This window comes from Pseudomonas sp. S3_C06 (assembly GCF_054667675.1).
On record NZ_CP162747.1, the window covers coordinates 2,518,973 to 2,541,776 of the forward strand.

A 22,804-nucleotide genomic window follows, 5' to 3' on the forward strand; every position below is an offset into this window, starting at 1 on the left:
ATCAAAAGATCGCAGCCTGCGGCAGCTCCTGCATTTGGAATGCGTTCCCCTGTAGGAGCTGCCGCAGGCTGCGATCTTTTGATCTGCGTAAATAAGAAATATTTCCAGCCACAACCCTTTACACATAATGCGAAAGATTTGCATTATGTCGCAGTTTTGCGCACCCCCAGCGCGAGTCCACTCAACTATCGAAGCAGGATGTTCGCCATGATTCGTATGCCTCTGGCTACCGCCAGTCTGCTGGCCATCGCTATTTCCCTCGCCGGTTGCGGCGAAGGTAAAGACAAGGCTGCCGCACCGGCCACGCCGACTCCCGCCGCCAGCACCACCGCACCTGCGGCTGCGGCTGCGCCGGCCGCTGCCGGTAAAGTCGACGAAGCCGCCGCCAAGGCTGTGGTCGCGCACTACGCCGACATGGTCTTCGCCGTTTACAGCGATGCCGAATCCACCGCGAAAACCCTGCAGACCGCCGTCGACGCGTTCCTCGCCAAGCCGAACGCCGACACCCTCAAAGCCGCCAAGGCTGCCTGGGTCGCCGCGCGCGTTCCGTACCTGCAGAGTGAAGTGTTCCGCTTCGGCAACACCATCATCGACGATTGGGAAGGTCAGGTTAACGCCTGGCCGCTGGACGAAGGTCTGATCGACTACGTCGACAAATCCTACGAGCACGCACTGGGTAACCCGGGCGCCACCGCCAACATCATCGCCAACACCGAAGTTCAGGTCGGCGAAGACAAGGTCGACGTCAAAGACATCACCCCGGAAAAACTCGCCAGCCTCAACGAGCTGGGCGGTTCCGAAGCCAACGTTGCCACCGGCTACCACGCCATCGAATTCCTGCTCTGGGGTCAGGATCTGAACGGCACCGGCCCTGGCGCTGGCAACCGTCCGGCCTCCGACTACCTGGAAGGCGCCGGCGCTACTGGCGGTCACAACGATCGTCGTCGTGCCTACCTGAAGTCGGTGACTCAACTGCTGGTCAGCGATCTGGAAGAAATGGTCGGCAACTGGAAGCCAAACGTGGCTGACAACTACCGCGCCACTCTGGAAGCCGAGCCGGGCGAAACCGGTCTGCGCAAAATGCTCTTCGGCATGGGCAGCCTGTCCCTGGGTGAACTGGCGGGCGAGCGCATGAAGGTTTCTCTGGAAGCCAACTCCCCAGAAGACGAGCAGGACTGCTTCAGCGACAACACGCACAACTCGCACTTCTACGATGCCAAAGGCATCCGTAACGTTTACCTGGGCGAGTACACCCGCGTTGACGGCACCAAGATGACCGGCGCCAGCCTGTCGTCGCTGGTAGCCAAGGCCGACCCGGCTGCCGACACCGCGCTGAAAGCCGATCTGGCGGCCACCGAAGCGAAAATCCAGGTCATGGTCGATCACGCCAACAAGGGTGAGCACTACGACCAGCTGATCGCCGCTGGCAACACCGCTGGCAACCAGATCGTTCGCGACGCGATCGCGTCCTTGGTCAAGCAGACCGGTTCGATCGAAGCCGCGGCCGGCAAACTGGGCATCAGCGACCTGAACCCGGACAACGCTGATCACGAGTTCTGATCAACTGCGTCTGCGTCAAAAAAAGGCGACCTTCGGGTCGCCTTTTTCATACCTGCCCTACACAAAACCCTGCTCCATGGTGTGTTCGATATCAGGTACACCACCCATCCCTGTGGGAGCGAGCCTGCTCGCGAAGGCTGTATCGGCCGCCACATTTTCAGCGCGTCGGATACCGCTTTCGCGAGCAGGCTCGCTCCCACAGGGTTTCCATGGTGTTCAAGGCTTGCGCGATATCAAGCAAACGATAATTCCTCTTATTCAATCACCCCGGCCCTGTTAGACTTTGCGCCTTTATTTTTGCCCGTCCGCAGGATGTCTGATGCCTTCGCTGCCTCTTCGCTTGTCCGCACTGTTGCTGGCCCTGGGCCTGAGTGCCTGCGATGACGCCCCGCGTTTCACCAAGGCCGAGCCTGGTGAAGCACGTTCCGGTGGTGCAGCGACCGTGCGCAAGACCGATCAGAATGCGTTCTCTCTGCCCTCGGCCAACCTGCCGCCATCGCGACGGGTGGATTTCAGCGTCGGCAACAGCTTCTTCCGCAGCCCGTGGGTGATTGCGCCGTCGACCACCACCGCGCGCGACGGCCTCGGCCCGTTGTTCAACACCAACGCTTGTCAGGGCTGCCACATCAAGGACGGTCGCGGTCATCCGCCACCGCCGGATGCGCCTAACGCCGTGTCGATGCTCGTGCGCCTGTCGATTCCCGATGCGCCGGAGTTTGCCAAAGTCATTGAACAGGTTGGCGTGGTACCGGAGCCGGTGTACGGCGGCCAGTTCCAGGACATGGCCGTGCCCGGCGTCGTCCCGGAAGGCAAGGTTCGCGTCGATTACACGCCAGTGCCGATTCGCTTCAAGGACGGCACCGAAGTCGAATTGCGCAAACCTGTCTTGCAGATCACTCAACTGGGCTACGGCCCGATGCACCCGGACACGCGTTTTTCCGCACGGGTTGCGCCGCCGATGATTGGCCTGGGCCTGCTCGAAGCGATCCCCGAAGAAGTCATCCTCGCCAACGCCGCCGCTCAGGCAAAAGAGAAAAACGGTATCAATGGCCGTCCCAATCAGGTCTGGGATGACGCGTTGCAAAAAACCGTCATGGGCAGATTTGGCTGGAAAGCCGGGCAACCGAACCTCAATCAACAAAATGTTCACGCGTTTTCCGGTGATATGGGTCTTACGACCAGTCTGCGACCCTTCGATGACTGCAGCGATGCACAGACCGCCTGCAAACAGGCGCCGAACGGCAATGGCCCGAACGGCGAACCGGAAGTCAGCGACAACATCCTGCGTCTGGTGTTGTTCTATAGCCGAAACCTTGCCGTGCCTGCACGCCGTGGCGTTAACGATGCAGACGTCATCGCCGGCAAGAACCTGTTTTTCCAGGCTGGCTGCGATTCGTGCCACACGCCGAAATACACCACCGCCGCCAACGCCGCCGAACCTGAACTGGCCAATCAAGTGATTCGCCCGTACAGCGATCTGCTGCTGCATGACATGGGTGACGGTCTGGCCGACAACCGCACGGAATTCCAGGCCTCCGGCCGCGACTGGCGCACGCCGCCGTTGTGGGGCATAGGCCTGACGCAAGCGGTCAGCGGACACACGCAGTTTTTGCATGACGGTCGCGCGCGCAATCTGCTCGAAGCGGTGCTTTGGCACGGCGGCGAAGCGCAAGCCGCGCAGCAACAGGTTTTGTCATTCAATGCCGAGCAGCGTGCCGCGCTGCTGGCGTTTTTGAACTCACTTTAAACACTGATAAAGAATCGGGAGCCCGACATGTTCCGTCCCAAGCTACTGTTCACCAGCCTTGCCGCCCTTGCCCTCGGCGCTTGCTCGCCACAGGATCCGCAAGCGGTCACCTCGGCGGCCATCGCCAAATCGGTGATCCTGCCGACCTACACCCGTTGGGTCGAAGCCGACAAGCAACTGGCGGTCAGCGCCCTCGCCTACTGCCAGGGCAAAGAAACCCTGGAAACCGCCCGCGCCGACTTCCTGCATGCACAGAAAGCCTGGGCCGAGCTGCAACCACTGTTGATCGGCCCGTTGGCCGAGGGTAACCGTTCGTGGCAGGTGCAGTTCTGGCCGGACAAGAAAAACCTCGTCGGCCGTCAGGTCGAGCAACTGGTGGTCGCGCAACCGCAGATCGATGCCGCCGCACTGGCCAAATCCAGCGTTGTCGTGCAAGGCCTGTCGGCCTACGAATACATCCTGTTCGACGCCAAACCTGACGTGGCCAACGAAGAACAAAAAGCCAAATACTGCCCACTGCTGATCGCCATTGGCGAGCGCCAGAAGCAACTGGCTGAAGAGATTCTGCAGAACTGGAACAACACCGACGGCATGCTCGCGCAGATGACCAAGTTCCCCAACCAGCGCTACGCCGACTCCCACGAAGCGATCGCCGATCTGCTGCGTGTGCAGGTCACCGCGCTGGACACCCTGAAGAAAAAACTCGGCACGCCAATGGGCCGCCAGAGCAAAGGCGTGCCACAGCCGTTCCAGGCCGATGCATGGCGCAGCCAGTCGTCGCTGACCGCGCTGGAAGCGAGCCTCGCCGCCGCCAAAACCGTTTGGGAAGGCGTCGACAACAAAGGCCTGCGCGGTCTGTTGCCGGCTGAGCAAAAGCCACTGGCCGACAAGATCGATGCCGCTTACGCCGCGTCGCTGAAACTGTTCGACAGCACCCAGCGTTCGCTCGGCGAAATGCTTGAAGACGACGCCGGTCGTCAGCAACTGAACGATATCTACGACAGCCTCAACGTCGTCCATCGCCTGCACGAAGGCGAACTGGCCAAGGCGCTGGGCATTCAACTGGGCTTCAACGCCAACGACGGTGACTGATGAGGGCAAGTGCCATGCTGCGACGTCAGGTTCTGACTTTAGCTAGTACGCTGCTGGGAGCAGTGACGCTGGGCGGCTGGACGCTGTTCAAACGCAAGGATCAGAGCCCGCTGTTGCTGTCGGCGCGCGACGACACTGACGGCAAGCATTATGCCGTCGGCTATCGGCTGGATGGCACGCGGGTGTTCGCCACCGAAGTCGGCCAGCGTTGCCACGACATCATCAACCACCCGACGCAGCCAATCGCGCTGTTCGTCGCCCGTCGTCCGGGCACCGAGAGTTACCTGATCGACCTGCGCGACGGCACGTTGCTGCAGACCGTGACGTCGCAGCCGAACCGGCATTTCTACGGGCACGCCGTGGTGCACAAGGACGGCGAATACCTGTACGCCACCGAGAACGACACCACCGATCCTGGCCGTGGTTTGCTCGGCGTGTACAAGTTCGAAGGCGCGCGACTGGTGCACAGCGGCGAGATTTCCACCCACGGCCTCGGCCCGCATCAGGTGTCATGGATGCCCGATGGCGAGACGCTGGTGGTGGCCAATGGCGGGATTCGTACCGAGGCGGAAAGCCGCGTCGATATGAACCTCAACGCCATGGAGCCGAGCCTGGTCTTGATGCAGCGTGACGGTACGCTGCTGAGCAAGGAAACCCTCGCCCAGCAGATGAACAGCGTGCGCCATCTGGGCATCGCCAGCGACGGCACCATCGTTGCCGGTCAGCAGTTCATGGGCGCCTCGCATGAGCGCTCGGAGCTGTTGGCGATCAAGCGTCCGGGGCAGCCGTTCGTGGCGTTTCCGGTACCGGAGCATCAGTTGCAGTCGATGGGGCACTACACCGCCAGCGTCGCGGTGCACAGTGAATTGCGTCTGGTCGCGCTGACGGCACCGCGTGGCAACCGCTTCTTTATCTGGGATCTGGACAGCGGCGAAGTGCGCCTCGATGCACCATTGCCTGATTGCGCTGGCGTCGGTGCGGTGAAGGACGGTTTTGTCGTGACCTCCGGTCAGGGCCGTTGCCGGTACTACGATTGCCGCCAGGATGAGCTGTTGGCCAAGCCGCTGGAATTGCCGGCGGGGCTCTGGGACAACCATCTTCACTTGATGGCATAAAACAGCCTTAAAAGATCGCAGCCTGCGGCAGCTCCCACATTGGAATGCACTCCCCTGTAGGAGCTGCCGCAGGCTGCGATCTTTTTCCGCCACCCTGTAAGAACTGCCAGTTGGAATCCCCCCTGTACTCGGAGTAATGTGCCCGCCTGTCTCACCTGATTTCTCCAAGGAACTGGAAATATGCTGCGTCGCCGCATGCTGATCATGTTGGGTGTTGTTTTGTTGATCGTCCTGGTGCTGGGCGGGTACAAAGCCTTTTCGATCTACACGATGATCCAGGGCTTTTCCAAGCCGAAACCGCCGATCAGCGTCGCCGTGGCCAACGCGACCGAACAACCGTGGCAGCTGCGCTTGCCCACCGTCGGCACGCTCAAGGCGCTACAAGGTGTCGAGTTGAGCCTGGAAGTCGCCGGCACCGTCACCGAGCTCAAATTCGAATCCGGACAGAAGGTCAAGGCCGGGCAACCTTTGCTGCAACTCGACAGCGCCGTCGAGACCGCCCTGCTGGAAACCGCCAAGGCTGATCTCGGTCTGGCGCAACTGGATTTCGGCCGTGGCAGCCAACTGGTCGACAGCCGCGCCATTTCCAAAGGCGAATACGACCGCCTCTCCGCCGTTCTGCAAAAGAACAAAGCCACGGTCAATCAGCTCAACGCTTCGCTGGCGAAAAAACGCATTCTCGCGCCGTTCAGCGGCACCATCGGCATCCGTCAGGTCGACGTCGGCGACTATCTGGCCAGCGGCAGCAAAATCGCCACGCTGCAGGATTTGAGCAGCCTCTACGCCGACTTCTACCTGCCTGAGCAATCAGTGCCGAAGCTGGCCATCGGTCAGCCGGTGCAGATCACCGTCGCCGCGTATCCCAAGCAAACCTTCGCTGGCAAGATCAGCGCGATCAACCCGATCGTCGAAAGCACCACGCGCAACATTCTGATTCGAGCCACCCTGGCCAACCCCGACGGCAAACTGCTGCCGGGCATGTTCGCCAGCCTTGAAGTGCTGCTGCCCGATCCGCAAAAACACATCGTCGTACCGGAAAGCGCAATCACCTACACCCTCTACGGCAACTCGATCTACGTGGTCGGGCAGAAGAAAGCCGAAGATGGCAGCGTCGAAAAGGATGACAAGGGCCAACCCGTACTGATCGCCGAACGTCGCTTCATCGAAACCGGTGAACGCCGCGATGGCCTGGTGATGATCAACAAGGGCGTGCAGAGCGGCGAACAAGTGGTGACGGCCGGCCAGATCAAACTGGACAACGGCGCCCACATCGCCATCAGCGACGACAAGACCCTCGGCGAGCAGAACAGTCCGCCTCGCGCTGACTGATCAAGGAATCCCCATGGCTTTTACTGATCCGTTCATCCGCCGCCCGGTGCTCGCCACGGTGGTCAGCCTGTTGATTGTGTTGCTCGGCTTTCAGGCCTGGAGCAAGTTGCCGCTGCGCCAATACCCGCAAATGGAAAACGCCCTGATCACGGTGACCACCGCTTACCCCGGGGCCAACGCCGAAACCATTCAGGGTTACATCACCCAGCCGATGCAGCAGAGTCTGGCCAGCGCCGAGGGCATCGACTACATGACCTCGGTCAGCCGGCAGAACTTCTCGGTGATCTCGATCTACGCGCGCATCGGCTCGAACACCGACCGTTTGTTCACCGAGCTGCTGGCCAAGGCCAACGAGGTGAAGAACAAGCTGCCGCAGGACGCCGAAGACCCGGTGCTGAGCAAGGAATCGGCCGATGCCTCGGCACTGATGTACATCAGCTTCTTCAGCAAGGATTTGAGCAACCCGCAGATCACCGATTACCTGTCACGGGTGATCCAGCCAAAACTGGCAACGCTGCCGGGCATGGCCGAAGCGGAGATTCTCGGCAATCAGGTGTTCGCCATGCGCCTGTGGCTCGACCCGGTGAAACTTGCCGGTTTCGGCCTCAGTGCCGCCGACGTGACCAATGCGGTGCGCCAGTACAACTTCCTCTCCGCTGCCGGCGAAGTGAAAGGCGAGTACGTGGTCACCAGCATCAACGCCAACACCGAACTGAAATCCGCTGAAGCCTTCGCGGCGATTCCGCTCAAGGTCAGTGGTGACAGCCGCGTGCTGCTCAGCGATGTCGCGCGGGTGGAAATGGGCGCGGAAAACTACGACTCGATCAGCTCGTTTGGCGGCACGCCGTCGGTGTACATCGGCATCAAGGCCACCCCCGGCGCCAACCCGCTGGACGTGATCAAGGAAGTGCGCAAGCTGATGCCCGAGCTGGAAGCGCAACTGCCGCCGAACCTGAAAAGCGAGATCGCCTACGATGCCACACTGTTTATTCAGGCCTCGATCGATGAAGTGGTGAAAACCCTGTTCGAAGCGGTGCTGATCGTCATCGTTGTGGTGTTCCTGTTCCTCGGCGCGCTGCGTTCGGTGGTGATCCCGGTGGTGACCATCCCGCTGTCGATGATCGGCGTGATGTTCTTCATGCAGATGATGGGCTACTCGATGAACCTGCTGACGCTGCTGGCGATGGTGCTGGCCATCGGTCTGGTGGTCGACGACGCGATTGTCGTAGTGGAAAACATTCATCGACACATCGAGGAAGGCAAGACGCCGTTTGATGCGGCGCTGGAAGGCGCACGGGAAATCGCCATGCCGGTGGTGTCGATGACCATCACCCTGGCGGCGGTGTACGCGCCGATCGGTTTCCTCACCGGGCTGACCGGGGCGCTGTTCAAGGAGTTTGCCCTGACCCTCGCCGGTGCGGTGGTGATTTCCGGAATCGTCGCCCTGACCCTGTCGCCGATGATGTGCGCGTTTTTGCTGCGCCACGAGGAAAACCCCAGCGGCCTGGCGCACCGCCTCGACCGCATCTTCGAAGGTCTCAAGCGCCGCTATCAGAGCATGCTCCATGGCACGCTGAACACGCGGCCAGTGGTGCTGGTGTTCGCCGTGATCGTGTTGTGCCTGATCCCGGTGTTCCTCAAGTTCACCAAATCGGAACTGGCCCCGGACGAAGACCAAGGCATCATTTTCATGATGGCCAACGCGCCGCAGCCGACCAACCTCGATTACCTGAGCACCTACACCGACGAATTCATCAAGATCTTCAAGGAGTTCCCGGAGTACTACTCCTCGTTCCAGATCAACGGCTACAGCGGTGTGCAGGCGGGCATCGGTGGTTTCCTGCTCAAACCATGGAACGAGCGCAGCCGCACACAAATGCAGATCCTCCCCGAGGTGCAAGGCAAACTCGAAGGCATTCCGGGCCTGCAGATTTTCGGCTTCAACCTGCCCTCCTTGCCCGGCACCGGTGAAGGCTTGCCGTTCGAGTTCGTGGTCAACACCGCCAACGACTACGAGGTGTTGTTGCAAGTCGCCGACCGGATCAAGAAGCGCGCCATGGAGTCGGGCAAGTTCGCCTTCGTCGACCTCGATCTGGCGTTCGACAAACCTGAAGTTGTCGTCGATATCGACCGCGCCAAAGCGGCGCAGATGGGCGTGTCGATGCTCGATCTGGGCAGCACGCTGGCGACGCTGCTCGGCGAGGCCGAAATCAACCGCTTCACCATCGAAGGCCGCAGCTACAAGGTCATCGCTCAGGTCGAACGGCCGTACCGCGACAACCCGGACTGGCTGAACAAATACTACGTGAAAAACACTCAGGGCGAATTGTTGCCGTTGTCGACGCTGATCAAGGTCAGTGACCGCGCACGACCGCGCCAGCTCAACCAGTTCCAGCAACTCAACGCGGCGAAGATTTCCGGGTTCCCGTTGGTGAGCATGGGCGAAGCCATCGACACCGTGTTGCAGATCGCCCGGGAAGAAGCGCCGGCCGGGTTTGCCTTCGACTATGGCGGCGCCTCGCGACAGTTCGTTCAGGAAGGCAGCGCGCTGTGGGTGACGTTTGCCCTGGCCTTGGCGATCATTTTTCTGGTGCTGGCGGCGCAGTTCGAGAGCTTCCGCGATCCGCTGGTGATTCTGGTGACGGTGCCGTTGTCGATCTGCGGTGCTTTGATTCCGCTGTTCCTCGGCTGGTCAAGCATGAACATCTACACCCAGGTCGGGCTGGTGACGCTGATCGGTCTGATCAGTAAACACGGGATTCTGATCGTCGAGTTCGCTAACCAGTTGCGCAAGGACAAAGGCCTGACGGCGCGTGAAGCCGTGGAGGAAGCGGCGGCGATTCGTTTGCGGCCAGTGCTGATGACCACAGCGGCGATGGTGTTTGGCATGGTGCCGTTGATTCTCGCCACGGGTGCGGGGGCCGTCAGCCGTTTTGATATCGGCATGGTGATTGCCACGGGGATGTCGATCGGCACGTTGTTTACGCTGTTTGTCCTGCCATGCGTTTACACCCTGCTGGCGAAACCCGACCTCAAATAATTGCCGTACCCTGTGGGAGCGAGCCTGCTCGCGAAGGCGGTCTGTCAGTTAATACTTGTGGTGCCTGACATACCGCTTTCGCGAGCAGGCTCGCTCCCACAAGGGGCCAGACCCGAATTCCTGGCATAAAAAAAGGCCTCGCAACTGCGAGGCCTTTATATGGGCTTCAATCGTTTCAACTCTGCGGCCTCATCCCTTGAGAAAGTCCGAACATGAACAGCAACAGATCATGATCGGGTTTGGTCGCCACGGAGGCTTTTGCCACCCGTGGGACTGCGCAGTGGGCGTCGTCCACGGACGCGCCTATCACCTGCATGCGAGGCTGCTCCCAGGCAGCCACCGCCAATGAAGCAACTGCCAAGGCTCCAACCAAAAACAAACCTCGTGCAATTTCTAGTTTCATCGCTATAAACCTTTGATAGCGCTGCCAAACGCCGTCTCATAAAAATAGACGAGTTTCTTCCAGTCCGCGTCGCGGAACGACGAATGGCGACGCAATTGCTTCATGTCATGGGAGGCGGCGCGATAGGCGGTCAGACGCTGGCGGCATTTCTCCAGATCAATCAAGGCAACCTCGACCTTGGCCGACTCGCCTTCGCCTGTCACCCGCACAAATACGTGCTTGATGTAGATGCAGCTGTGCTGCCACCGGCCTTTGTGCATGCGCGCGAGATTTTCGGCGAGGTCTTTGAGCACCCGCTCATAAACCACGTTGCCACACTGATCACGACCACCGGCAGCCGCCAGCCAGTGTTCCAGTTCCTGAAAACCGTCCAGGGACTTGGTTACCAGCAGCGCACGCCATTTGTGTTGCGGATCAGGCTGGGCGCCGCAGAAAACGATTTCCGGCACGCGAACCCCGAGTTTGCTGACGCCGGTCAGCGCATCCAGCTCGCGCAAAACCGTAGGACGGCCAAACGGGTGCAACCAACTGCGGTAGATATGACCCGTCTGACGCTTGGCGTACAGCAGTTGTCCGTCGCGTCCAACGATACGTTGCACACCGCTTTCGCCACCCCTGCGCACGTTGGGCTCTTCTACCCATTCGCCGCGCTGATTCCAGTAGTAGTCGAAGCGGTCTTGCGGAGCGACTTCCGTTCCCGCTGCAAATTGCACTGCCATCCTGTTACCTCTTGCGTAATACGTAAACTCGCCACATGGCATAGAGCGGAATAAAGTCCAGTTGTTCCTGAATTCGAAAACCTGCCTCCTCGAACTCCTTTTCGACCGTAGCAGCCGGTAACACATAGCGATTCTGATACTCGCGTTTGTCACGGTTGCGCTCGGCACGCTGGCGTTTCCAGGCCTTGAAATTGCCGTCGACCCACAGCGAAACAATCACACTGTCACGGGTGACGCGCTCGAATTCGCGCAGAATCGCCCGGCGATGCTCGGCTTCACCGATGTGGTGGAGCAGACGCATGCAAAAAATGCTGTCGACGGCGTTGTCAGGCAAGGCAATGTCGAATGCTGAGGTGTGCAAGGGTTGTACCCGTTTCACCACATCAGCCGGTTGCGCCTGCATGGCCGTCTTGATCATCGACTCGGAATTGTCCGCACCGATGATCACCCGGTTGGCCTTTTCCCCCAGAAGTGGCCAGAAACGCCCTGCACCGCAGGGCAGATCCAGCACCAGTCCCGGCTCACCGACCAACGCCAGCGCCTTGCGGGCCAGTTGTTCGTCACGCCAGTGGGAGAGTCGTCGTCCAAGGCTTTCTTTGTGCTTGCGCAGGTATTTTTGCGCGTGTTGATCGTCGTACTTCTCGGAAAAATCGAGTTTGATCGGGCCGGCCATCACCAGGACTCCTGAATTGCTGATGTCACCACCTTAGGGAGCGGCGTGTCAGCGTCAGGTCATCCATTTGTGAAAAAAATGTCAGGTAAACAGACAAATTATTACAGCGTTATACAGGATTTAGACAGGTGAGAGGGAGTAGCATCGAGCCACTCCGTGCGTCAGATTTTGCCCAGATCCACTTCGAAGCGGCAGCCATTGGGCTCCATCGTGCTGAGGCTGACGGTCCAGCCCTGGTTCTCGCAGATCCGCTGCACCAGCGACAAGCCCAACCCCAGGCCCTCGCCGCGCTTTTCGCTGCCACGCACGAAAGGCTCGAACATGGCTTCGCGTTTTTCTTCCGGAATGCCGACGCCGGAGTCTTCGACCGCGAAGCCGTTGGCAGTGAGTGTCAGGCGAATGAAGCCGCTTTCGGTGTAATGCAGCGCGTTGCGCAACAGGTTGCCCATCACGGCATTCAACAGGGTCGCGTTGTAGCGAACGTCTGATGGATTGCCCGGTTCGAAGATCAGCTTCAGCCCCTTGCTCTCGATCGGCCCGCGCCACAGACAGAGCAGGCTTTCGGCGACTTGCGAGAGGTTTTGCTGAAGTGCCATGCCGGCATCTTCATGCTGGGCACGCGCCAGCATCAGGAAGGTTTGCACCAACTCGCGCATTTCTTCACTGGCGCGGGCAATACGCTCGACCTGTGAACGACCACGCTGGTCGATGCCGGGGTTTTCCAGCAGCAGTTCGCAGGAGCTGGCCAACACCATCAGCGGCGTGCGCAACTCATGGCTGACGTCGCTGGTGAATAAACGCTCACGTGTCAGCGCCTGACGCAACCGCCCCAACGTGGCGTCGAATGCCACCGCCAGTTCACCGACTTCGTCAGCCGCATAATCCGGCGCCAGCGGTGGTGCCAGCCCGAGCAATTGATCACGGTGGCGAACCTGACGCGCCAAGCGCACTACCGGCGCCATCACTTTGCGCGCGAGCACCCAACCGAGGAACACCGCCAGAGCCAGACTGAGCACAAAGCCCACCAGCACCACGGCAAACAGCACGCGCTCGCGCTCTTCAAAATCGCTCTGATCCTGCAGCAAAACATAACGCCGTCCGTCGACGATCTCGACCATCGCGTGATACGACAACTGCTCGCGGAATACCTCATGGAAGCCGGAGTCGAGATGGCGCAGATCCTTGGGCAGCTCGAAATCGCCCGGTCCGCCGCTGAAATAGAACAACTGATCCGGCTCCGGACGGTGGCTCCAGTCCGAGACATTGTCCATCAACAGCAGACGCTGCAAATCGCCGCCCAGTCCGGCCGAAATCAGCTTTTCCTCGACAAGGTGCACGGTCGCGACAATGCCCATGGCGAAGGCTCCGGCGACCAGTGCACTCATCAAAGCAAAGGCAATAATGATCCGCTGGGAAAGACTTTGCCTGAACTCCATTACACATCGGCCAGGCGATAACCCACGCCGTGCACGGTGTGCAGCAGTGGCTTGGTGAACGGTTTATCGATCACTTGACGCAATTGGTGAACGTGGCTGCGCAGGCTGTCGCTGTCCGGGCAATCATCGCCCCACAGCGCTTCTTCGAGTATTTCCCGACGCAGGACATGCGGGCTCTTCTGCATCAACACTGCCAGCAATTTGAGGCCGACCGGGTTGAGCTTGAGCAATTTACCGTCGCGGGTCACTTCCAGAGTGTCGAGGTCGTAGCTCAGATCGGCGACTTGCAACGCACGGCGGCCACCGCCCTGGGCGCGGCGCATTACCGCTTCGACCCGCGCGGCAAGTTCGGACAAGGCAAATGGTTTGATCAGGTAATCGTCCGCGCCGGACTTGAAGCCTTGCAAACGGTCGTCGAGTTGATCGCGAGCCGTAAGCATGATCACTGGTGTGTCGCGGCGGGCATCTTCACGCAAGCGTTTGCACAGTGTGTAGCCGTCGATCCCGGGCAGCATGATGTCGAGCACGATCAGGTCGTAATGCTCGGTGGCTGCCAGATGCAGGCCCGACAGACCATCCTGGGCGCAATCGACGGTATAGCCTTTGAGGCCCAGATAATCGGCCAGATTGGCCAGGATGTCGCGGTTGTCTTCGACCAACAGAATTCGCATGGGCACCTCCTCCGTACGGGGTAACGGCCGTCTTGGCCCGCGCAGCTTACGGCCAAGTGTGGCTCACGGCTAGGCGTGCGTTGGGTTGTTGCGCGAGAAAAACGTTCATTGTTCCTGCCAACGTTTTTTTCACTTTCGATTAACAAATCAGCGACGCGAGCACGCGCAGACTCCGCGCGGTTGCGCTCCTCAGAACATACTTACCGACCAAGGAATTGCCCATGGCGTCGACTTCTGCCCGTCCCGTTTCCAGGCCACTGAATTTCTGGTTGTGTCTGGGAATACCCACCGTCGCGGCGATCATTCTGGTGCTGCTCGAATTGACCGATCTGGACATGGATCTGGCCCGCCTGTTCTACGACCCGGTTGCCGGCGACTTTATCGGGCGGCACAGTTTTTTTCTTGAAGACATCCTTCACGATCGCGCCAAGCAGGTAGTGATCGCGTTCTCGGTGTTTGCCATCCTGGGCTTCATCGGCGCGTTTTTCCTCGCCAGACTAAAACCGTTCAAGCGTGAGCTGGGCTGTCTGGTGCTGTCGCTGGGCCTGGCGACCTCGTTTGTCACTCCGGTCAAAGCCGTGACTGCGGTGCAATGCCCGTGGAGCCTTGAGCAATTCGGTGGCCATGAAACCTATAGCAAGTTGATGGAGCATCGGCCGCAGACCGACAAGCCAGGCCGTTGCTGGCCGGGTGGTCACGCGGCGACGGGGTTCACTTTGTTTGCGTTGTTCTTTGTCCTGCGGGATCGTCGTCCGCGTCTGGCGCGTCAGGCGTTCATTTTTGCCTTCGCGCTGGGGTCGGTGTTTTCGATCAGCCGGATGATGCAGGGTGCGCACTTCTTTTCGCACAACGTGTGGACGGCGATTTTCTGCTGGCTGATTTGTCTGGGGTCGTATTACTGGGTGCTGTATCGCCCGGCGGTGAAGGCCGAGGCCGTGGTCAAGGCACATCCCGTCAGCGTCTGAAACACGGTCCAATGTAGGAGTGAGCCTGCTCGCGATAGCGGTCTGTCAGTCGCAATCATGTTGAATGACACACCGCTATCGCGAGCAGGCTCACTCCTACAAGGGTTATGTGTGAAGCTGAAATTTGGGCAATAAAAAACCCCGCTGACTTTCGCCAGCGGGGTTTTGCGTTACAGGGACAAGGCTGGCTTACATCATGCCGCCCATGCCACCCATGCCGCCCATGTCTGGCATACCGCCGCCAGCAGCGCCGTCTTTCTTCGGCGCGTCAGCTACTGCCGCTTCGGTGGTCAGGATCAGACCGCCGATCGACGATGCAGCTTGCAGAGCGGAACGAGTCACCTTGGTCGGGTCCAGGATGCCCATTTCGATCATGTCGCCGTATTCGCCAGTCGCAGCGTTGTAACCGAAGTTACCTTTGCCGTTCTTGACTTCGTTGACCACAACGCTTGGCTCGTCGCCGCTGTTGGCAGCGATCTGACGCAGCGGCGCTTCAACAGCGCGACGCAGAACGGCGATACCGACGTCCTGATCAGCGTTGTCGCCTTTCAGGTCAACCAGGGTTTGCAGAGCGCGGATCAGCGCAACGCCACCGCCAGGCACCACGCCTTCTTCAACGGCTGCACGGGTTGCGTGCAGGGCGTCTTCAACGCGGGCTTTCTTCTCTTTCATTTCAACTTCGGAACCGGCGCCAACCTTGATCACTGCAACGCCGCCGGACAGCTTGGCCAGACGCTCTTGCAGTTTTTCACGGTCGTAGTCCGAGGAAGTTTCGGCAACCTGAGCACGGATCTGAGCGATACGCGATTCGATGTCGCCAGCAACGCCAGCACCGTCAACGATGATGGTGTTTTCCTTGGAGATGGTCACACGCTTGGCGCTGCCCAGGTTTTCCAGGGTAGCGGCTTCCAGGCTCAGGCCGATCTCTTCGGAGATAACGGTACCGCCGGTCAGAACAGCGATGTCCTGCAGCATGGCCTTGCGACGGTCGCCGAAGCCAGGAGCCTTCACGGCTGCAACTTTAACGATGCCACGCATGTTGTTCACAACCAGAGTCGCCAGGGCTTCGCCTTCAACGTCTTCGGAAACGATCAGCAGTGGACGGCCGGCTTTGGCAACGGCTTCCAGTACTGGCAGCATTTCGCGGATGTTCGAGATCTTTTTGTCGACCAGCAGAACCAGTGGGTTGTCCAGTTCGGCAACCATGGTTTCCGGCTTGTTGACGAAGTACGGGGACAGGTAGCCACGGTCGAACTGCATGCCTTCAACAACCGACAGTTCGTTTTCCAGGCCAGTGCCTTCTTCAACGGTGATCACGCCTTCTTTACCGACTTTTTCCATGGCTTCGGCAATGATGTCGCCGATGGAGTTGTCGGAGTTGGCCGAGATAGTGCCGACCTGAGCGATTGCCTTGGTGTCAGCGCATGGCTTGGACAGGTTCTTCAGCTCTTTGACGATAGCGATGGTCGCTTTGTCGATACCGCGCTTCAGGTCCATCGGGTTCATGCCGGCAGCGACGGCTTTCAGGCCTTCGTTGACGATCGACTGAGCCAGAACGGTAGCGGTGGTAGTACCGTCACCAGCGTCATCGTTGGCACGGGAGGCAACGTCTTTGACCAGCTGCGCGCCCATGTTTTCGAAACGGTCTTCGAGTTCGATTTCTTTGGCGACGGAAACGCCGTCCTTGGTGATGGTCGGAGCGCCGAAGCTTTTCTCGATGATCACGTTACGGCCTTTCGGGCCCAGGGTCGCTTTTACTGCGTCAGCCAGGACGTTGACGCCCTTGAGCATTTTTTTACGGGCGGAATCGCCAAACAGAACTTCTTTAGCAGCCATGATCGATATTCCTTAAATACTTTGTAGTAGCGGGAAAATGAACGGGGGTATCAGCCTTCGATAACAGCGAGGATTTCGTTCTCGCTCATTACCAACAGGTCTTCGCCGTCGACTTTCACAGTGTTGCTGCCGGAGTAAGGACCGAACACAACCTTGTCGCCTTCCTTCACGGACAGTGCGCGCACTTCGCCGTTTTCCAGAGCTTTGCCCGGGCCTACAGCGAGAATCACACCGTGGTTGGCTTTTTCAGCAGCCGAACCTGGCAGGACGATACCGCCAGCGGTTTTCTTTTCTTCTTCGCTGCGACGGATTACGACGCGGTCATGCAGAGGACGAAGCTTCATTGTCGATCTCTCCTAATTGTGGTTTTCATCGGCCGGTGTAGTCCCGGCGGGTTTGACAAATCCGGCCTGCGCCGGTTGCGGCTCGTCGAGCGAGTCGCGGAAGTCTGTCCGGTTCAAATACCGGAAACCTTGCGGTGACCGATACATAAGGGCGCATAAGCTTATTACAAGGGCGGGGGCAGAAAATTTTTCACTTCAGCATCCTGAAAATGAACACGGCACCCGAAGGTGCCGTGCAGACAGTGCAGTTACTTGGTGTCGCGGTGCTCGAACTCGCCTTCGATCACATCGCCCTCGCGGCCCAGAGGCTGACGCGGTGCAGGACCGCCACGGGGTTGCAGGTCATCGGCGAATGCTCGCTGGCGCATGGCCTGTTCTTCGGCGCGCTGGCGCATTTTGTTCGCCAGCAGTCGACGGCTGAACGGCAGCAGCATGACCAGACCGACCACGTCACTGATGAAGCCTGGCAGGATCAACAGGCCACCGGCCAGAGCCAGCATCAGCCCTTCGAGCATGGTTTGCGCAGGCAGTTCGCCGCGGTTCAGGCTTTCACGGGCACGCAGGGCCGTGGCCAGACCGGCGACGCGCAGCACGAACACGCCGAACATCGAGCCGAGAATGATCAGCATCAGGGCCGGGAAAAACCCGATAGAGCCTGCCACTTTGACGAATACGAACAGCTCCAGCACTGGAAACAGCAGAAAGAGCAACAGAAAAGGGCGCATCAAAGTTTCCTCAACGCAAGAAATGCCTTGCAGTAAGCCTTAGATGACGTCGCCCTTTCGTGAATTCAAGCATCGGCCACTGCATTTTTTGGCCAGACCTGTGCGTGAGCCAATGAAACCAAGGCTTCGCGCACTTGTGTCGGCGTATGACAAGGGGCTTGAAACGGCAACCAGTACAGCGCCTGACCAATGCGCAGGTGCATGCCCTCAGTGTCGATGCCGGCCAGTTGCGCCGGTACGCTTTTCGGCAGACCGGCGAGATCGACATAGTGCGCGATGGCTTTGGCGTGGTCGCTGTTCATGTGCTCGACCATGCTGATTTCGGCCTTGCCGGCGAACGGATTGGCCAGGGTCAGTTGATCGACCCAGTGAATCGCACCGAAACCGCCGATGTAGCGATGACGCACCGGGTTCAGCACCCAAAAATCGAAATCGTGGGCTTTGTGGTAGTTCTGCGAATCCGGGAAATAACGGTAGTAACGCTCGGCGGCCACTTCAATGGCAGCCGCGTCTTCGAGCTTTTGCGCTTCGGCCAGGTAGGTCAGGCGACCAACGGCTTGCACGTCATCGGCCTCGCGCTCGCCGACGAGCATTGAGCACTTCGGGTCTTTTTGCAGGTTGTGGGTGTGCTGGGCGATGCGACTGATCAGGATCAGCGGCCGGCCCTGCTCATCCAGGCAGTAAGGCACCACGGAGCCAAAGGGAAAACCGGGCATCGATTTGGAGTGGGTCGACAGCACTCCACGGTATTCCTTGAGAAGCAATTCTCGGGCATTCTTGGCCACTTCAACGCTCAATTTATGACTCCTTAAATAGTATCCGTCGAAAAAACGGACGGGCGCCCGGGATCAAGTCCCCGTCACGCCAGCGGGCAATTCTCATGTGCAACCCTGCCACGGCCGGTGCAGATCGGGAGTCGCTGAAAACAAAAACTACTCAGACCTGCTATCGGGGCATGCGAATGCAACTCAACGACAAAGTAATCATTATCACTGGCGGTTGCCAGGGTTTGGGCCGTTCGATGGCCGAGTATTTCGCCGGCAAAGGCGCGAAGCTGGCGTTGGTCGACCTCAATCAGGAAAAACTCGACGACACGGTCGCGGCCTGCAAGGCCAAGGGCGTCGAGGCGCGCAGCTATCTGTGCAACGTGGCCAATGAAGAACAGGTCGAGCACATGGTCGCTCAGGTCGCCGCCGATTTCGGTGCGATCCACGGCCTGATCAACAACGCCGGGATCCTGCGCGATGGCCTGCTGCTCAAGGTCAAGGACGGCGAAATGACCAAGATGAGCCTGGCACAGTGGCAGGCCGTGATCGACGTCAACCTGACCGGCGTGTTCCTCTGCACCCGTGAGGTGGCGGCGAAAATGGTCGAGCTGAAGACCAGCGGCGCGATCATCAACATCTCGTCGATCTCGCGTGCGGGCAACGTTGGCCAGACCAACTATTCGGCGGCCAAGGCCGGTGTTGCCGCGGCGACGGTGACTTGGGCCAAAGAGCTGGCGCGTTACGGCATTCGCGTGGCGGGGATTGCACCGGGCTTCATCGAAACCGAGATGACCCTGGGCATGAAACCGGAAGCGCTGGAGAAAATGACTTCGGGGATTCCGCTCAAGCGCATGGGCAAGCCGGAAGAGATTGCGCATTCGGCGGCGTATATCTTCGAGAACGACTACTACACCGGGCGTATTCTGGAGATGGATGGCGGGTTGCGGATCTAACTGCAAACACAAAAACCAATGTGGGAGCGAGCCTGCTCGCGAATGCAGTGGATCAGCCAACCAATGAGTTGAATGACACTCCGCATTCGCGAGCAGGCTCGCTCCCACATTTTCATCCAGCGGTTACTTAATCGTCGCTGATGGTGATATTCGGCATCGCCGGTGTCGCCGCTTCCTGCAACACAATGCGCGCTCCGACGTGGCGGGCCAGTTCCTGATAGACCATGGCAATCTGACTGTCCGGTTCGGCGATGACCGTTGGCTTGCCGCCATCGGCCTGCTCGCGGATCAACATCGACAGCGGCAGTGAAGCCAGCAGTTCGACGCCGTACTGAGTCGCCAGCTTCTCACCACCGCCCTCACCGAACAGATGCTCGGCATGCCCGCAGTTCGAGCAAATGTGCACGGCCATGTTTTCCACCACGCCCAACACCGGAATGTTGACCTTGCGGAACATTTCCACGCCTTTGCGCGCATCCAGCAATGCCAGATCCTGTGGCGTGGTGACGATCACCGCACCAGCCACCGGGACTTTTTGCGCCAAAGTCAGTTGAATGTCGCCGGTGCCTGGCGGCATGTCGATAACCAGATAGTCCAGATCGCCCCACGCGGTTTGCGTGACCAGCTGCAGCAACGCGCCGGAGACCATCGGCCCGCGCCAGACCATCGGCGTGTTGTCGTCGGTCAGGAACGCCATCGACATGACTTCAACGCCATGGGCCTTGAGCGGCACGAACCACTTCTGATCCTTGACCTCCGGGCGGGTGCGCTCGGGGATGCCGAACATGATGCCTTGGCTCGGGCCGTAGATATCGGCGTCGAGAATCCCGACCTTGGCGCCTTCACGGGCCAGGGCCAGCGCGAGGTTGGCGGCGGTGGTCGATTTACCCACACCGCCCTTGCCCGAAGCCACGGCAACCACGTTCTTGACGTTGGCCAGCCCCGGAATCTGCGCCTGCGCCTTGTGTGCGGCGATCACGGTGTTGATCTCGACTTTCGCCGCGGTCACGCCATCAAGGTTTTCAATGGCCAGTTGCAGCATTTGCGCCCAGCCGCTCTTGAACAGACCGGCGGCGTAACCGATTTCCAGCTGCACGTTGACGCGGTCACCGACGATCTCGATGTGCTTCACGCAACCGGCGCTGACCGGGTCCTGGTTCAGGTAAGGGTCGGTGTATTGGCTGAGGACGGCTTCCACCGCTGCGCGAGTGACGGCGCTCATGGGCAACTCCGATAACAAGACTGGGAAAAGATGGCGGGTATCCTACCCCTTCTATCCTCCGGACGGCACGCCCGGCAACGATTTGCAGGGGTGAAATATCTTGCCCGGCGCTTTATAGTGGCCGACCTCCGTTTCATCAAGTAGCGAAGCCCCACATGTCCGAACCACGCAAGATCCTCGTCACCAGCGCCCTGCCCTACGCCAACGGTTCGATTCACCTTGGCCATATGCTGGAATATATCCAGACCGATATGTGGGTGCGCTTCCAGAAGCATCGCGGCAATCAATGCATTTACGTCTGCGCCGACGACGCCCACGGTTCGGCGATCATGCTGCGCGCGGAAAAGGAAGGCATCACCCCGGAACAACTGATCGCCAACGTGCAGGCTGAACACAGCGCCGACTTTGCCGAGTTCCTGGTCGATTTCGACAACTTCCACTCCACTCACGCCGAAGAAAACCGTGAGCTGTCGAGCCAGATCTACATCAAATTGCGTGACGCCGGGCACATCGCTCAACGCTCGATCACCCAGTATTTCGACCCGGAAAAGAAAATGTTCCTGGCCGATCGCTTCATCAAGGGCACTTGCCCGAAGTGCGGCACTGAAGACCAGTACGGCGACAACTGCGAAAAATGCGGTGCGACCTACGCCCCGACTGACCTCAAGGATCCAAAGTCGGCAATCTCCGGCGCCACCCCGGTGCTCAAGGATTCCCAGCATTTCTTCTTCAAGCTGCCGGACTTCCAGCAGATGCTGCAGACCTGGACCCGCAGCGGCACCCTGCAAGACGCCGTCGCCAACAAGATCGCCGAATGGCTGGACGCCGGCCTGCAGCAGTGGGACATCTCCCGCGATGCGCCGTACTTCGGTTTCGAGATCCCGGGCGAGCCGGGCAAATACTTCTACGTGTGGCTGGATGCGCCGATCGGCTACATGGCCAGCTTCAAGAACCTCTGCAACCGCACGCCGGAGCTGGACTTCGATGCGTTCTGGGGCAAAGACTCCACCGCCGAGCTTTACCACTTCATCGGCAAGGACATCGTCAACTTCCACGCGCTGTTCTGGCCAGCGATGCTCGAAGGCGCGGGCTACCGCAAGCCGACCGGCATCAACGTGCACGGCTACCTGACCGTCAACGGCCAGAAGATGTCCAAGTCGCGCGGCACTTTCATCAAGGCCCGCACCTACCTCGATCACCTGTCGCCGGAATACCTGCGCTACTACTACGCGGCCAAACTGGGCCGAGGCGTCGATGACCTCGACCTGAACCTCGAAGACTTCGTGCAGAAGGTCAACTCCGACCTGGTCGGCAAAGTGGTCAACATCGCTAGCCGTTGCGCCGGTTTCATTCAGAAAGGTAACGCTGGCCTGCTGGTCGGCACCAATGCCGCGCCAGAGCTGACCGAGGCTTTCCTGGCTGCCGCGCCAAGCATTGCCGACGCCTATGAAGCCCGCGACTTCGCCCGCGCCATGCGTGAAACCATGGCTCTGGCCGACCGCGCCAACGCCTGGATCGCCGACAAGGCGCCGTGGTCGTTGAACAAACAGGAAGGCAAGCAGGATGAAGTCCAGGCGATCTGCGCCACCGCCATCAACCTGTTCCGTCAACTGGTGATTTTCCTCAAACCGGTGCTGCCGCTGCTGGCCGCCGATGCCGAGGCGTTCCTCAATGTCGCTCCGCTGACCTGGAACGACCACACCACCCTGCTGGCCAACCATCAGCTCAACGAATTCAAGCCGTTGATGACCCGCATCGACCCGGTAAAAGTGCAAGCCATGAGCGACGCCTCGAAAGAAGACCTGACCGCCAGCCAGACCGACACCGGTGCCGCCGCCCCTGCGGGCAATGGCGAATTGGCCAAGGACCCGCTGTCGCCGGAAATCGACTTCGACGCCTTTGCCGCCATCGACCTGCGCGTCGCGCTGATCGTCAAAGCCGAACATGTGGAAGGTGCCGACAAACTGCTGCGTCTGACACTGGATATCGGTGACGAGCAACGCAACGTGTTCTCCGGGATCAAGAGCGCTTATCCGGATCCGTCCAAGCTCGACGGTCGCCTGACCATGATGATCGCCAACCTCAAGCCTCGGAAGATGAAGTTCGGTATCTCCGAAGGCATGGTGATGGCGGCCGGCCCTGGCGGTGAAGAGATTTACCTGCTGAGCCCGGACAGCGGCGCCAAGCCGGGTCAACGCATCAAGTAA

Annotated in this window: 19 protein-coding genes; 9 read left to right on the top strand and 10 right to left on the bottom strand. The window is 59.6% G+C overall.

Annotated elements, in window-relative coordinates; genetic code table 11:
• Positions 1–207: 207 nt before the first annotated feature.
• The 6 genes from AB4N44_RS11015 to AB4N44_RS11040 all read left to right on the top strand — a co-directional run bounded on the left by AB4N44_RS11015 (position 208) and on the right by AB4N44_RS11040 (position 9,883).
• Positions 208–1,560, top strand: coding sequence for an imelysin family protein (locus tag AB4N44_RS11015; protein WP_150750395.1), 1,353 nt, complete (start codon positions 208–210; stop codon positions 1,558–1,560).
• 319 nt (positions 1,561–1,879) lie between these two features.
• Positions 1,880–3,307, top strand: coding sequence for a di-heme oxidoreductase family protein (locus AB4N44_RS11020; protein ID WP_460108932.1), 1,428 nt, complete (start codon positions 1,880–1,882; stop codon positions 3,305–3,307).
• Between the two features lie 27 nt (positions 3,308–3,334).
• Positions 3,335–4,399, top strand: a complete 1,065-nt coding sequence (locus AB4N44_RS11025; protein ID WP_127929577.1) for an imelysin family protein — start codon at positions 3,335–3,337, stop codon at positions 4,397–4,399.
• A gap of 14 nt (positions 4,400–4,413) precedes the next feature.
• Positions 4,414–5,514: a DUF1513 domain-containing protein gene (locus AB4N44_RS11030; protein ID WP_160041635.1), complete on the top strand. Its 1,101-nt coding sequence runs from the start codon at positions 4,414–4,416 to the stop codon at positions 5,512–5,514.
• A gap of 180 nt (positions 5,515–5,694) precedes the next feature.
• Complete coding sequence (locus AB4N44_RS11035; RefSeq protein ID WP_127929579.1) at positions 5,695–6,843, top strand: efflux RND transporter periplasmic adaptor subunit; 1,149 nt, start codon at positions 5,695–5,697, stop codon at positions 6,841–6,843.
• Positions 6,844–6,856: 13 nt separating this feature from the next.
• Positions 6,857–9,883, top strand: coding sequence for a multidrug efflux RND transporter permease subunit (locus tag AB4N44_RS11040; protein WP_460108930.1), 3,027 nt, complete (start codon positions 6,857–6,859; stop codon positions 9,881–9,883).
• A gap of 175 nt (positions 9,884–10,058) precedes the next feature.
• Here AB4N44_RS11040 and AB4N44_RS11045 read toward each other — a convergent pair whose 3' ends face one another.
• The 5 genes from AB4N44_RS11045 to colR all read right to left on the bottom strand — a co-directional run bounded on the left by AB4N44_RS11045 (position 10,059) and on the right by colR (position 13,785).
• Complete coding sequence (locus AB4N44_RS11045; protein WP_127929581.1) at positions 10,059–10,286, bottom strand: hypothetical protein; 228 nt, start codon at positions 10,284–10,286, stop codon at positions 10,059–10,061.
• A 2-nt stretch (positions 10,287–10,288) separates the two neighbouring features.
• Entirely contained in the window at positions 10,289–11,005 is a 717-nt protein-coding gene (locus tag AB4N44_RS11050; RefSeq protein WP_460108928.1) for a lipopolysaccharide kinase InaA family protein, read from the bottom strand.
• A 4-nt stretch (positions 11,006–11,009) separates the two neighbouring features.
• Entirely contained in the window at positions 11,010–11,678 is a 669-nt protein-coding gene (locus AB4N44_RS11055; protein ID WP_127929583.1) for a class I SAM-dependent methyltransferase, read from the bottom strand.
• A 161-nt stretch (positions 11,679–11,839) separates the two neighbouring features.
• Positions 11,840–13,114, bottom strand: a complete 1,275-nt coding sequence (locus tag AB4N44_RS11060) for a sensor histidine kinase (RefSeq protein WP_150750400.1) — start codon at positions 13,112–13,114, stop codon at positions 11,840–11,842.
• Positions 13,114–13,785 (bottom strand): two-component system response regulator ColR, encoded by a 672-nt coding sequence (gene colR / locus AB4N44_RS11065; RefSeq protein WP_095123294.1) that lies wholly within the window; start codon positions 13,783–13,785, stop codon positions 13,114–13,116. Before colR ends, AB4N44_RS11060 begins: the two co-directional genes overlap by 1 nt.
• A gap of 221 nt (positions 13,786–14,006) precedes the next feature.
• Between colR and AB4N44_RS11070 the strand changes: the two genes are divergently transcribed.
• Complete coding sequence (locus AB4N44_RS11070; protein WP_460108926.1) at positions 14,007–14,750, top strand: phosphatase PAP2 family protein; 744 nt, start codon at positions 14,007–14,009, stop codon at positions 14,748–14,750.
• Between the two features lie 189 nt (positions 14,751–14,939).
• Here AB4N44_RS11070 and groL read toward each other — a convergent pair whose 3' ends face one another.
• From groL to AB4N44_RS11090, 4 genes are all read right to left on the bottom strand, one after another.
• Positions 14,940–16,586: a chaperonin GroEL gene (gene groL / locus AB4N44_RS11075; RefSeq protein ID WP_127929586.1), complete on the bottom strand. Its 1,647-nt coding sequence runs from the start codon at positions 16,584–16,586 to the stop codon at positions 14,940–14,942.
• Between the two features lie 50 nt (positions 16,587–16,636).
• Positions 16,637–16,930 (bottom strand): co-chaperone GroES, encoded by a 294-nt coding sequence (locus AB4N44_RS11080; RefSeq protein ID WP_007916610.1) that lies wholly within the window; start codon positions 16,928–16,930, stop codon positions 16,637–16,639.
• 248 nt (positions 16,931–17,178) lie between these two features.
• A complete protein-coding gene (locus AB4N44_RS11085) occupies positions 17,179–17,655 on the bottom strand; it encodes an FxsA family protein (protein WP_460108925.1) in 477 nt (158 codons plus the stop codon).
• A gap of 65 nt (positions 17,656–17,720) precedes the next feature.
• Positions 17,721–18,452 carry a HugZ family pyridoxamine 5'-phosphate oxidase gene (locus tag AB4N44_RS11090; protein WP_460108924.1) on the bottom strand — a complete coding sequence of 244 codons (732 nt, stop codon included), beginning with the start codon at positions 18,450–18,452 and terminating at the stop codon, positions 17,721–17,723.
• A 164-nt stretch (positions 18,453–18,616) separates the two neighbouring features.
• Here AB4N44_RS11090 and AB4N44_RS11095 point away from each other — a divergent pair, with 164 nt between their 5' ends.
• A complete protein-coding gene (locus tag AB4N44_RS11095) occupies positions 18,617–19,375 on the top strand; it encodes an SDR family oxidoreductase (RefSeq protein ID WP_127929588.1) in 759 nt (252 codons plus the stop codon).
• 127 nt (positions 19,376–19,502) lie between these two features.
• Here AB4N44_RS11095 and apbC read toward each other — a convergent pair whose 3' ends face one another.
• Positions 19,503–20,597: an iron-sulfur cluster carrier protein ApbC gene (gene apbC, locus AB4N44_RS11100; protein WP_095125868.1), complete on the bottom strand. Its 1,095-nt coding sequence runs from the start codon at positions 20,595–20,597 to the stop codon at positions 19,503–19,505.
• A 155-nt stretch (positions 20,598–20,752) separates the two neighbouring features.
• On the opposite strand from apbC, the gene metG reads away from it, so the two are divergent.
• Entirely contained in the window at positions 20,753–22,804 is a 2,052-nt protein-coding gene (metG, locus tag AB4N44_RS11105) for a methionine--tRNA ligase (RefSeq protein WP_150774274.1), read from the top strand.